A 12762-nucleotide genomic window follows, 5' to 3' on the forward strand; every position below is an offset into this window, starting at 1 on the left:
TTCAACACCCCCACCCACCCCACCAAAGAGGCAGACAAGAGCAAACTTGAACCCACAAAGGGCCCGAAAACCTGACCGAAACAAAACAACTAGCAAAACCTAGTCATCCGAATCAACCAAAGGAAATCATCACCACGAGACCACCCCAACCCAGCCACAACGACCAGGCCAGCGCCACCCCGCGACGAGGTAAAACTTGGCATCGATTATTTGACACGCTGTTGAGTTCTCAAGAATCGGACACCCACCATCACCCAACCCAACCCAACCAGGCCAGACTCCGGGGCAACCCTTCAAAGTTTGCCGCGATCCAGCTTGGGAGTCAAATCCGTGAACCGCCTCTTGGAGGGGCCGGACGAGATCGCTTGGTTTCCCGCGGTGACCCGACTCTAGCAGGGCCCGGGGACCGGCGCTAATCGCCTGGCGCGCCCGGCCCGCGGGGACGGGCCGTCGGGCGGCGGCCACACCCGCGGCTCAGGCGACGCGCTCGATGACGATCGGCGAGAGCGCGGGCCGAGACCCCTCGGGAGCGATCGTGACGCCGCCCTCGAGGGCCTCGAGGGCTCGGGGGATGCGCTCGGGCGTGTCCGTGTGCAGGGTGAGGAGCGGCTCTCCGCCACGCACCGTCGCTCCCGGCTTGTAGTGCAGCTCGACCCCGGCCGCCGCCTGCACCGGGTCCTCCTTGCGCGCGCGGCCCGCGCCGAGTCGCCACGCGGCCAGGCCGACCGCGAGCGCGTCCAGCTCGACGAGGACACCGTCGGCCGGCGCCAGGACGGTGTGGGTCTCCTTGGCCGTGGGGAGCGGCGCGTCGGGGTCGCCACCCTGCGCGCGGATCATCCGGCGCCACACGTCCATGGCGCGCCCGTCGGCGAGCACGTCGGCGGGGTCGACGCCGGTGCGGCCAGCGCCCTCCAGCATCTCCCGCGCGAGCGTGAGGGTGAGCTCCACCACGTCCGGTGGCCCGCCCCCGGCCAGCACCTCGACCGCCTCGCGCACCTCGAGGGCGTTGCCGGCGGTGAGGCCGAGCGGGGTCTGCATGTTGGTCAGCAGGGCCACCGTCCGCACGCCGGCGTCGGTGCCGAGGCGGACCATCGTCCCGGCCAGCTCGCGGGCGTCCGCGAGCTCCTTGAGGAAGGCACCGGAGCCGACCTTGACGTCGAGCACGAGCGAGCCGGTGCCCTCGGCGATCTTCTTGCTCATGATCGACGTGGCGATGAGCGGGATGCACGAGACGGTCCCCGTGACGTCCCGCAGGGCGTAGAGCTTCCGGTCCGCGGGCGCGAGGCCCGCGCCGGCCGCGCAGATGACGGCTCCGACGTCCTCGAGCTGGCGCATCATCTCCGTGGTGCCGAGCGACGCCCGCCATCCCGGGATCGACTCCAGCTTGTCGAGCGTCCCTCCCGTGTGGCCGAGTCCCCGGCCCGAGAGCTGCGGCACGGCGACGCCGCACGCGGCGACGATGGGTGCGAGCGGCAGCGTGATCTTGTCGCCGACTCCTCCGGTGGAGTGCTTGTCGCTCGTCGGCCGGCGCAGGCCCGAGAAGTCGAGCCGCTCTCCCGAGCGGATCATCGCGTCGGCCCAGCGGGCGATCTCCCGGGCCCCCATCCCGTTGAGGTAGATGGCCATCGCGAGGGCCGCCATCTGCTCCTCCGCGACGACGCCGCGGGTGTAGGCGTCGATGACCCAGTCGATCTGCGCGTCCGACAGCTCGCGGCGGTCCCGCTTGGTGGCGATGACCTCCACGGCGTCGAAAGCCTCCGGTGCCGAGCCCATCCTCAGTCCTCCTCGACCGTCGGTGCGGCGAGCCGCGTGAGAGTGTCCCGCCCGAAGGCTTGGGGCAGCAGCTCGGTCATGGGCAGCACCCCCTGCGGGGTGAGGACGAGGCACCCGGGGCCGCCGTGCTCCCACAGCAGCTGGCGGCACCGGCCGCACGGCATGAGCGCCGCGCCGTCCCGGCCGACGCAGCATACGGCGACGAGCCGCCCGCCTCCGCTCGCGTGCAGGTCGGAGACCATGCCGCACTCCGCACACAGGGCCACGCCGTATGCCGCGTTCTCCACGTTGCACCCCGCGACGACCCGCCCGTCCTCGACGAGGGCGGCCGCGCCGACCGGGAAGCCGGAGTAGGGCGCGTACGCCCGCCCCATGAGCTCCACCGCGCGCCTGCGCAGCAGCACCCAGTCGACGTCGGGCAGGCCCTCCAGGGTCGGCGACCCTCCCGCGGTCACGTCGCCTCCCCCTTGCGGTAGATGGCGCCGTCGGCGGCTGGCATCCGCAGCCGCTGGGCGGCGAAGGCGAGCACGAGGAGGGTGGCGATGTAGGGCGTCATACCGGTGAGCTCGTTGGGGACGACCGACGTGAGGGCGAACCAGCCGAAGGCGAGCACGGCCGTCACGAGCGCCACCACGCCCGTGGCCGGCTTGCCCCGGCGTCGCCGCGCGAGCTGCCAGACACCCCACGCGAGCAGCCCCGCCGCGAGCGGCAGCAGGTAGGCGTGCACGACGTCGCCGCCTCCGCGCAGCTGCACGGAGTCGGAGTAGCCGAAGAGGAGGGCCCCGCTCGCCAGCCCTCCGGGGCGCCAGTTGCCGAAGATCATGGCGGCCAGGCCGATGAAGCCGCGGCCACCCGTCTGGCCGTCGCGGTAGAGGTTGGACGCGACGAGCGCGAGGAAGCCGCCGCCGAGGCCCGCCAGGGCGCCGGAGACGAGGACGGCCACGAACTTGTAGCGGTAGACGTCGACGCCGAGCGTCTCCGCCGCCGTCGGGGACTCGCCGCAGGAGCGCAGCCGCAAGCCGAAGGGCGTGCGCCACAGCACCCACCAGCTGAGCACCAGCAGGCCTGCGACGACCACCGTGAGCACGGACAGCTGGGTCACGAGCGCCCGCAGCAGCGAGGCGATGTCGGCGACGAGGAAGGTGCGGCCCTCCTCGAGGGAGCCGAGCCAGTCCGACACCGGCCCGACGGTCACCGTGGGCAGCTGGCGCAGCGGCGGCGACTGGGTGGGCCCGCCGCCGGGCAGCCCGGTGAAGGTCCGGGCCGCGAGGTAGGCCGCGGCCCCGGCCCCGAGCGTGTTGATCGCCACCCCCGACACGATGTGGTCGACGCCGAAGACGACCGTCGCGAGGGCGTGGATCGCCCCGCCGACGACACCGAGCAGCACGGCCCCGAGCAGTCCCGCCCACGGTCCGTAGTGGTAGCCGAAGAACGCGGCGCCCCACGTGCCGAGGATCATCATGCCCTCGAGGCCGATGTTGACCACACCGGCCCGCTCGGACCACAGGCCGCCGAGGCCCGCGAGGGCGATCGGCGCCGCGAGGGCGAGAGCCGCGCGCAGGGCACCGGAGGAGTCGATGTCGTGCGCCCCGGTGAGGACGCGGACGAGGGACACGACGACGAGGCCGACGGCGGCATACAGCAGCATGCGCTGCCAGCGAGGACGCCCCGTCGCCGCCTCGGGTGCACCGCCCTCGGGAAGCGCGGCTGTGTCGACGAGCGGCGACGAGGTGCTCATACCGGCGCTCCTTCCGCCGCGGGAGCGGCCTGGGCGGCGAGGATCGAGGCGACCCGCCGCTGCTCGAGCGCCACGCCCGCGCGGCGGACGAGCTCGTAGGCGATGACGACCGACAGGACGATGACGCCTTGGATGACGCCGACCAGCTTGTCGCTCACCCCCGCCGTGATCTGCAGGGCGTTGGACTGCTGCTCGAGGTAGGCCCAGAGCAGGGCCGCGAAGCCGATCCCGACCGGGTGGTTGCGCCCGAGCAGCGCGATGGCGATGCCGGCGAAGCCGAGCCCCGGCTGGAAGGTCGAGCCGTAGGCGTAGTCCTGGCCGAAGAGGAGCGGCATCCCGACGAGGCCGGCGATGACGCCGGAGAGGACCATCGACGTGACGACCATCCGCCGGACCTTGACGCCGCTGGCGATGGCGGCCGACTCCGAGGCGCCCGTGGCGCGCAGGTCGAAGCCGAAGCGGGTCTTGGTGAGGACGAACCAGTAGAGGAACCCGACGAGCAGGGCGAGGAACACGAGGCCGTAGACGTGCCGGGAGACGCCGGGCACGAGGGGCACCCCGGGCACCCGGGAGGACTCCGGCAGCGGACGGGTGCTCACGACGTTGGAGCCGCCGCCCTCGACCGCGACCTTGCGCAACAGGAAGGCCACCAGGAAGGTCGCGATGGCGTTGAGCATGATCGTCGAGATGACCTCGGACACGCCGCGGTAGATCTTGAGCAGCCCGGCGATTCCGGCCCACAGCCCCCCGGCGACCATGGCGACGGCGAGGCCGAGCCCCACGTTGAGCGGGCCGGGCAGCCAGCCCTGCCCCGCCACGACGGCGGCGGCGAACGCGGCCACGCGGTACTGCCCGTCGACGCCGATGTTGAACAGGTTCATCCGGAAGCCGATGGCGACCGCCACCGCCGAGATGTAGTAGACGATCGCACCGTTGACGATGGCGACGACGAGGCGCGGCCGAGGGGCGGTGAGCAGCGTCGACCAGACCTGGCCCACCGGGTCCCGGGCCACGACGAGGATGAGCGTCGTGACGACGAAGGCGACAACGACCGCGAGGAGCGGCGCGGCGAGCGCGAGCAGGACGCGACGCACGTCGAGGCGACCAGTCATCGGCTCCTCCCCTCGCCGGGCCGGCCCGCGGCCGTCGGACCCGGCGCGTCGCCGGCACCCGTCATCGCGGCTCCCAGCTCTTCCCTCGTCACGGTGTCCGGGTCGAACTCCCCCGAGAGGCGGCCGCGCAGGATGACCCGGATCGTGTCGGACAGGCCGACGAGCTCCTCGAGGTCGGCGGAGACGAGCAGCACCCCCAGCCCCTCGCGGCGGGCCGCCTTGATGTGGTCCCAGATGGCCGCCTGGGCGCCGACGTCGACGCCGCGGGTCGGGTGCGCCGCGACGAGCACGCGCGGGTGGCGGCGCATCTCCCGGCCGAGGATGAGCTTCTGCTGGTTGCCCCCGGAGAGGGACACCGCCTTGACGTCGATCGACGGCGTGCGCACGTCGTACTGCGCGACGAGCTCCTTCGTCTCCGCGCGCGCTGCTGCGGCGTCGATGAGCGTCCCGCGGGGGCCGGTGAGGTAGAGCGGGTCCGTCTGGTGCCCGAGCACGACGTTCTCCCACAGGGGTGCCTCGAGGAGCAGGCCGTGGCGGTGCCGGTCCTCGGGGACGTAGCCGATGCCCGCCTCACGGATCTCGCGCACCTGCCATGCGGACGTGTCGACGTCACCCAGCAGGATGCGCCCGGACGACGGCTCGCGCATCCCCATGATCACCTCGACGAGCTCGGCCTGCCCGTTGCCCTCGACCCCCGCGATGCCGACGACCTCGCCGGAGTGGATGGCGAGGTCGATGCCGTCGAGGAGCCGGCGGCCCCCGCGCGGGTCCTCGAGGGACGTGTCGATGACGGTCAGCAGCGGCGTGTCGGTGACCGTCGACTCCTCGGTGCTCGGAGAGGGCAGCTCGGAGCCGACCATGAGCTGGGCGAGGTCGCGGGGCGTCACCCCCCTCGGGTCCACCTGCGCCACGGTCGTCCCGCGACGGATGACGGTGATGGCGTCGGCCACCTTGAGCACCTCGTCGAGCTTGTGCGAGATGAAGATGACCGTGAGCCCCTCGGCCTTGAGCTCGCGCAGGTTGTCGAAGAGCTCGTCGACCTCCTGGGGGACGAGCACCGCGGTCGGCTCGTCGAGGATGATGGTCCGCGCGCCCCGGTAGAGCACCTTGAGGATCTCGATGCGCTGGCGCGCGCCCACCCCGAGGTCCCCGACGAGGGCGTCCGGGGAGATCCCGAGGCCGTATGCCGTCGACAGCTCGCGGATCGCGGCCCGGGCCCGGTCGCCGATGCCGTGCAGCTTCTCGGCGCCGAGCACGACGTTCTCGAGGACGGTGAGGTTGTCGGCGAGCTGGAAGTGCTGGAACACCATGCCGATGCCGGCTGCGATGGCGTCGGCCGGGCTGCGCAGCTGGCGGACCGTGCCGTCGAGGGTGATGCTGCCCTCGTCTGGGGACTGCACGCCGTAGAGGATCTTCATGAGGGTGGACTTGCCGGCGCCGTTCTCGCCGACGATGGCGTGCACCGTGCCCCGGTCGACCGTCAGCTCGATGTCCTTGTTGGCCACCACACCCGGGAAGCGCTTCGTGATGCCGTGCAGCTCGACCGCCGGCGTGCCGTCGGCCGCCGGTGTGCCGGCCGGCCGCCCTCGGTGACTCGCAGCCTGGGTCCCGACGATGGCGCACGCTCCTCATCCCGGCCCGCTGATCGCGGGCACGACGATTCTCCACTCATCCCCGCCGAACCTAACAACGTTGACCCTGGCGCGAAGCGGAACGGCCCGGACTCTCGACCACGTCGAGTGGCCACTTCCGCCCGCCCGCCCGCCACGTCGAGTGGCCACTTCCGCACGACGCCCGCCACGTCGAGTGGCCACTTGCGCACGCCAGCGCACCGAAGTGGGCCGCTCGAAGGGCGCGGCCGACCTGGATAGCCCCGCGGTCGGGGTCAGCGAGCACACGGACGACCAATGGTGCGGCGCTCGCCGCCTGGTGAGCATGAGCCGCGAGTCGCGCCTCTACCAATGGTCGTCGGTGTGCACATGGGCGCGACCGGTCCGTACGGAAGTGGCCACTCGACCGGGTGGGCGAGTACGGAAGTGGCCACTCGACCGGGTGGGCGGGGACGGAAGTGGCCACTCGAGTGGGTGGGCGGGTACGGAGCCCAGAGGGCCTCTCAGGCCGAGGGCACCTTGATCTCGCCGGAGATGATCTTGGACTTGTAGTCGTCGAGCTTGGCCTTGATGTCGTCGACCTTGCCGCCGGTGGTCGAGTAGTCGATCCCACCGGCCTTGAGGTCGAACACCTTTGTGCCGGCCTTGAAGGTGCCGTCCTTGACCGACTTGATGAAGTCATACACGCCGACGTCCACCTTCTTGACCATGGAGGTGAGGATGACGTCGCGCACGGCGGCGTCTGCCGTCAGCGCCTGGTCCGAGTCGACCCCGATCGCGAGCTTGCCGGCCGCCTTCGCGGCCTGGAAGACGCCGCCGCCCGAGCCGCCGGCAGCGTGGTAGACGACGTCGGCCTGCTGCTGGTACATCCCCTCGGCGGCGGCCTTGCCCTTGTCCACCGACGCGAAGCCGCTGAAGTCCGGCGGCTGGGTGAGGTACTTGATCTTGACCTGGATCGACGGGTTGACGGCCTTGGCGCCCGCGACGAAGCCGGCCTCGAACTTCTTGATGAGCGTGGTCTCCACCCCGCCGACGAAGCCGAGGACGTTGGTCTTCGTCTTGAGCGCCGCGGCGGCACCGACGAGGAAGGAGCCCTCGTGCTCGGCGAAGGTGACGTTCTCGATGTTCGGCCCGGCGGCATCCGTCGAGTCGACGAGCGCGAACTTGACGTCGGAGTTCTCGGCCGCCACCTTCTTCACGGCGGGCGCGTAGGCGAACCCCACCGCGACGATGTTGCTGTAGCCGGCGTCGATCAGCTGCTGCAGACGCTCCTCACGGGCGGACTCCGGCTCGCCCGTCGTGGCGGCCGCCTCCTTGCCGTCGACGCCGAGCTCCGACTTGGCCTTGTCCAGCCCAGCGGCGGCGGAGTCGTTGAACGACTGGTCCCCGCGCCCGCCGACGTCATACGCCATGCCGATCTTGAGGGCCCCCCCTCCGGCAGCGCCCCCGGTGGACCCGGCACCCGTCCCACCGGGCGCGGGGGGCTCGGCCGAGCTGCCGCCGCACGCCGCGAGGCCGAGCGTTGCCGCCGCGACGACCGCGGCCACCTTGGTTGCCTGACGCAAGAGGGTGCTCCTTAGCTGTCATGTCTGGGCGGGGAACGACCCCACCTGCCTCCGCACTGTAGCCCGGTGAGGAGCACGGCCCGCACCCGCGACCGGCGACTTCCGGGAAGTGTTACCGATCCGCGACCGGCGTCCCGGCGGGGACGCCGACCGGCAACACCGGACCAGCCGGCTGCGGCAGCGCGACGCTGCCGAGCACCGCGCCCGCGAGGGTGCGCGCCCCGATCGCGATGGCGTCCTCGTCGATGACGATGTCACCCCGGTGCAGGTCGTAGGTCGGCCCGCCGACGCTGCGGGTGCCGAGCCGGGCCATGGCACCGGGGACTCTCGTCAGGTACCACGCGAAGTCCTCGCCGCCCAAGGACTGCGGCGTCGGCGCGGCGATGGCGTCGGCCCCGTGCACGGCCTGCGTCAGCGCCTCGATGCTGGCGGCGTCGTTGACGACCGGCGGCACCCCCCGGACGATCGACACGTCGGCGGTCACGCCGTACGGCGCGACGACGGCCTTGACGAGCTCGTCCAGGAGCCGCTCCGAGCCCTCCCACGCGTCGGCGTCGAGCATGCGCAGCGTCCCGGACGCCTTGCCGGTCGACGGGATGACGTTGTGCGCGCCCCCCGAGTGGATGCTGCCCCACACGAGGGCCGCGCCCGCCCGCGGGTCCATGCGCCGCGACAGGGCTGCCGGCACGTCGGTGACGAGCTTGGCGAGGGCGAAGGTCAGGTCCTCGGTGAGGTGCGGGCGGGAGGTGTGGCCCCCGCGACCCGTGAGAGTCACGTCGACCTGGTTCGCCGCGGCCGTGACGGGCCCGACGCGCAGGCCGACCTCGCCGACGTCCAGTGACGGGTCGCAGTGGAGGGCGAAGATGCGCTCCACGCCGTCGAGCCCGCCCTGGGACATGACGTCCTCGGCGCCTCCGGGCATGACCTCCTCGGCGGGCTGGAAGATGACGCGCGCGCCGACCCCGCGTGCGTCGAGGTGGTCCTCGATCGACGCCAGCGCGAGCGTTGCCCCGAGTGCGGCCGCCGTGTGCACGTCATGGCCGCACGAGTGGCTCACGCCGTCGGTCCGGGACGCGAACGGCAGGCCGGTCTGCTCGCGGATGGGCAGCGCGTCGAGATCGGCGCGCAGCCCGATGAGGCGGCTCGGCTGTCGCGCGCCGAGGTCGACGAGCAGGCCGCTGGCGCGCAGCCGCCGCACGGCGATGCCTGCCGCTTCCAGCCGGTCGGCGACGACGGCCGTGGTGCGCACCTCGCTGCGGCCGAGCTCGGGGTGCGCGTGCAGGTCGCGCCGGATCGCGACCAGCTCGTCCGTGTTCGCCGTCACGCTGCGCCGGATGGCGTCGAACGGCGAGGACTCGGTCACGAGAACGGGAGTCTAGCGAGAGGATGTGCCGGTCGACGTGCCGAGGACGGGAGCAGCCAGTGGACGGCCCGGTGGCGCCGCGGCCCGACGCCGCGGCGGTCCTGCATCTCGTGGACCGCTCCGTCGGCTGGGTGGACGTCGGCCTCGAGCGGCGGCCCGGGGACGTCGCCTGCGGGGAGCTGGTCCGCGCGGCGCGTGCGGGCGGGGACCCGCTGAAGCGCTGGCGTGACGCGCTCCGGGACCAGCTCGCGTCAGAGGGCGGCACGGTGCCGCGACACCTGCCGGCGGCCTTCGTCCTCCAGTGGTGGTGCCAGGTCGCCGCCGTCCCGCTCGCGTATGCCGCCTCCCTGGGACCGTGGGTGCTGCGGCCGCGCCCCGACGACGTGGCCTTCGACCTCGCGCCGGGGCTCTACCCGGGCCGGATCGTCCTCGACCCGCAGACGCCTGTCGACGTGGTCGACGACGTCGCTGCCCGGCTGGCGGCCGGGCGGACGGCATACGGGATGCTCGTCGACGATGTCACCCGCGGCTTCGCACCCGACGTGCGCATGGGCTCACGCCAGCGCTGGGGCGTCGTCGAGGACACGTGGCGCGCCGCCCTGCACGGCGCTGCCAGGGTGCCCGGCGCGCTGACGGGGCCGGCTGCTGGGGGGCCGCCGCGGCGGGTGTCGTGCTGCTTCCTCTACCTCCTCCCGGGCCGGCACGAATGCGCGACATGCCCACGTGGCGCAAATCCCCGCGGCGGTCGCTGACCGGAACTACCGTGGGGCGATGGGGCGCCCGCCTGTTCGGCCGGTGTGCGGCCTCGTCGTCGGGGACGAGGCGCGTGGCGCGCTGCACGTCGGCCTCGGCGCCCGCGCGCACCGGGTTGGTGGGCATCCGGTTGGTGGGCATCGGCTTGGTGGGCATCGGCTTAGTGGGCATCGGTGGGGTGCGTCATGACGGCCCTCGCCGAGCCCTGCACCCGTCCGGTGGTCGTCGTGGGCGACGTCGGCCTCGACGTCATCGCCCGCCCCCGCGGGCCGGTCAACCTCGCCTCCGGCACTCCCTCGAACGTGCACCTCGCGCCCGGTGGTGCGGGCGCCAACTCGGCGTCCTGGCTCGCGTGGGCAGGGATGCCGGTGACGTTGCTCGCCCGCATCGGCGACGACGAGGCCGGCCGCGCGGCGCGCCGTGAGCTCGAGTCGCGACACGTCCGCTGCGCCTTCGCCACGGACCGGGTCCGGCCCACGTGCGTCGTCGTCGTGCTGCTCGACGCTTCGGGTGACCGGACCATGTTCCCCGACCGGGGCGCCAACGAGGGCTTCGGCGTCGAGGACGTCGACCTCCCCGGGCTCGGCATGGAGCCCGTGCCGGTGCCGCACCTGCACCTCAGCGGCTACGTCCTGTTCGACGAGGGCTCGCGGGCAGGCGGTCTCTCCGCGCTGCGCCAGGCGCGGGCGCTGGGGTGGACGACGTCGGTCGACCCACAGGCGGCGGCCCTCATCGAGGCGGTCGGCGCGCGGACCTTCCTGGAGTGGGTGGACGGGACCGACCTGCTGCTGCCCAACGAGCGCGAGCTCGCGGCCCTCGGCGGCCTGCGGGCGGTGCTCGCGCACGTGCGGGAGGTCGTGACGACCTACGGCCCACACGGGGCCCGGTGGGTGGGCGACGGCTTCGAGGACACGGCCCGCGCGCCGCACGTCGACCACGTCGACGCGACGGGCGCCGGGGACGCGTTCAACGCGGGCCTGCTGTCGGTGTGGCTGAGCGGTCGCGACCGCTTCGCCGCGCTGCGGGCCGGGATCGAGGCCGGCAGCACGGCCTGCCTGCGGCTGGGGGCCCGACCGAGCTGACCGGCCTACCGCCGGCCCGGGTCACCTCGCCCGTCGGGTCGCACCAGGTGTCGCACCAGGTGTCGCGCCAGCAGCGCCGACGATCTGACCGCCGACGTGCCCCGTCAGAAGGACTCCCGCGGCTGGTAGACGCCCCACACCTCGCGCAGGGCGTGCGCCACCTCGCCCCCGGTCGCACGCGCGGCGAGGGCCTCCTTCATCGGGTAGAGGAGGTTGTCCGTGCCGCGGGCGGCGTCCCGCAGCCGCGCCAGCGCCGCGGCCACCGCGTCCCCGTCCCGATCGGCGCGCAGGGCGGCGAGCCGCGCGCACTGGTCGGCCTCGATGGTCGGGTCGACGCGGAGCGGGTCGTACTTCTCCTCCTGCTCGACGGTGTAGCGGTTGACACCCACGACGACGCGCTCGCCGTTGTCGACCTCGAGCTGCACGCGGTAGGCCGAGCGCTCGATCTCCGACTTCTGGAAGCCCTGCTCGATCGCGGCGACGGCCCCGCCGCGGTCCTCGACCTGCTGGATGAGCTCGAGCGCGGCCCGCTCGATGTCGTCGGTCATCGACTCGACGACATAGGACCCGGCGAACGGGTCGACCGTCTTGGTGACGTCGGTCTCGTAGGCGAGCACCTGCTGGGTGCGCAGCGCGAGGCGGGCCGCCTTCACGGTCGGCAGCGCGATGGCCTCGTCGAAGGAGTTGGTGTGCAGCGACTGCGTCCCCCCGAGCACGGCGCCGAGGGCCTGGAGGGCGACGCGCACGAGGTTGACCTCGGGCTGCTGGGCGGTCAGCTGCACTCCCGCCGTCTGGGTGTGGAAGCGCAGCATCTGCGACTTGGGGTCGCGCGCCCCGAACTGCTCCTTCATGATCCGCGCCCAGATCCGGCGGGCCGCGCGGAACTTGGCGACCTCCTCGACGAGCGTGGTGCGCGCCACGAAGAAGAAGGACAGGCGGGGCGCGAAGTCGTCGACCTCGAGCCCGGCCGCCTGCGCCGCGCGGACGTACTCCATGGCGTTGGCGAGAGTGAAGGCGATCTCCTGCACGGGCGTCGCGCCCGCCTCGGCCATGTGGTAGCCGGAGATGGAGATGGTGTTCCAGCGCGGCAGCTCCTTGGCGCAGTACGCGAAGACGTCGGCGATGAGGCGAAGCGACTCGCGGGGCGGGTAGATGTAGGTCCCGCGCGCGATGTACTCCTTGAGGACGTCGTTCTGGATCGTGCCCGTGAGCCGGTCTGCAGCGACGCCCTGCTCCTCGGCGACGAGCTGGTAGAGCAGCAGCAGCGTCGACGCGGGTGCGTTGATCGTCATCGACGTCGAGATCTCGCCCAGCGGGAGGTCCTGGAAGAGCACCCGCATGTCGTCGATGGAGTCGATCGCGACGCCCACCTTGCCGACCTCCCCGTGGGCGATCGGCTCGTCGGAGTCGTACCCCATCTGGGTGGGCAGGTCGAACGCCACGGACAGGCCGCCGGTGCCGGCGGCGACGAGCTGGTGGTAGCGCTGGTTGGACTCCTTGGCGGTGCCGAAGCCGGCATACTGGCGCATCGTCCACGGCCGGCCGGTGTACATCGACGGGTACACGCCGCGGGTGAACGGGTAGGAGCCTGGGGCACCGAGCTTGGCCACCGGGTCGAACCCCTCGAGGGCCGACGCGTCGTAGACCGGGCGGATCGGCAGGTCGGACTCGGAGCGCGCGCCAGCGGGGTCAGCCATGCGTCGAGCCTAGCCGCGGGCCAGTGCCCGGGGACCGCGCGGCGGGCGAACGTAGCCGACATCACCCGG

At 72.6% G+C, this 12762-nt stretch carries 10 protein-coding genes; 2 read left to right on the forward strand and 8 right to left on the reverse strand.

Translation table 11 applies throughout. The annotated features are described in order from the left end of the window. Positions 1-474 precede the first annotated feature (474 nt). From VFJ94_RS14925 to VFJ94_RS14955, 7 genes are all read right to left on the reverse strand, one after another. Positions 475-1773 carry a thymidine phosphorylase gene (locus VFJ94_RS14925; RefSeq protein ID WP_325005016.1) on the reverse strand — a complete coding sequence of 433 codons (1299 nt, stop codon included), beginning with the start codon at positions 1771-1773 and terminating at the stop codon, positions 475-477. A 2-nt stretch (positions 1774-1775) separates the two neighbouring features. Next, positions 1776-2228, reverse strand: a complete 453-nt coding sequence (locus VFJ94_RS14930) for a cytidine deaminase (RefSeq protein ID WP_414654622.1) — start codon at positions 2226-2228, stop codon at positions 1776-1778. Continuing rightward, a complete protein-coding gene (locus tag VFJ94_RS14935; protein ID WP_325005017.1) occupies positions 2225-3511 on the reverse strand; it encodes an ABC transporter permease in 1287 nt (428 codons plus the stop codon). The genes VFJ94_RS14930 and VFJ94_RS14935 overlap by 4 nt, the downstream gene beginning before the upstream one ends. Next, positions 3508-4623 carry an ABC transporter permease gene (locus tag VFJ94_RS14940; protein WP_325005018.1) on the reverse strand — a complete coding sequence of 372 codons (1116 nt, stop codon included), beginning with the start codon at positions 4621-4623 and terminating at the stop codon, positions 3508-3510. Before VFJ94_RS14940 ends, VFJ94_RS14935 begins: the two co-directional genes overlap by 4 nt. Further along, the gene (locus VFJ94_RS14945; protein ID WP_325005019.1) at positions 4620-6131 is read right to left on the reverse strand and encodes an ABC transporter ATP-binding protein; all 1512 of its coding nucleotides are present in this window, start codon (positions 6129-6131) and stop codon (positions 4620-4622) included. Before VFJ94_RS14945 ends, VFJ94_RS14940 begins: the two co-directional genes overlap by 4 nt. 605 nt (positions 6132-6736) lie before the next feature. Beyond that, the gene (locus VFJ94_RS14950; protein ID WP_325005020.1) at positions 6737-7798 is read right to left on the reverse strand and encodes a BMP family ABC transporter substrate-binding protein; all 1062 of its coding nucleotides are present in this window, start codon (positions 7796-7798) and stop codon (positions 6737-6739) included. A gap of 112 nt (positions 7799-7910) precedes the next feature. Beyond that, positions 7911-9161 (reverse strand): amidohydrolase, encoded by a 1251-nt coding sequence (locus tag VFJ94_RS14955; protein WP_325005021.1) that lies wholly within the window; start codon positions 9159-9161, stop codon positions 7911-7913. Positions 9162-9220: 59 nt separating this feature from the next. Between VFJ94_RS14955 and VFJ94_RS14960 the strand changes: the two genes are divergently transcribed. Further along, complete coding sequence (locus VFJ94_RS14960) at positions 9221-9913, forward strand: (2Fe-2S)-binding protein (protein ID WP_325005022.1); 693 nt, start codon at positions 9221-9223, stop codon at positions 9911-9913. 186 nt (positions 9914-10099) lie between these two features. Further along, the gene (locus tag VFJ94_RS14965; protein WP_325005023.1) at positions 10100-10996 is read left to right on the forward strand and encodes a carbohydrate kinase family protein; all 897 of its coding nucleotides are present in this window, start codon (positions 10100-10102) and stop codon (positions 10994-10996) included. Positions 10997-11100: 104 nt separating this feature from the next. Here VFJ94_RS14965 and VFJ94_RS14970 read toward each other — a convergent pair whose 3' ends face one another. Next, entirely contained in the window at positions 11101-12693 is a 1593-nt protein-coding gene (locus VFJ94_RS14970; RefSeq protein ID WP_325005024.1) for an acyl-CoA mutase large subunit family protein, read from the reverse strand. Positions 12694-12762: the final 69 nt, after the last annotated feature.

The organism is Intrasporangium sp., from assembly GCF_035688975.1.
Lineage (GTDB): Bacteria > Actinomycetota > Actinomycetes > Actinomycetales > Dermatophilaceae > CALMNV01.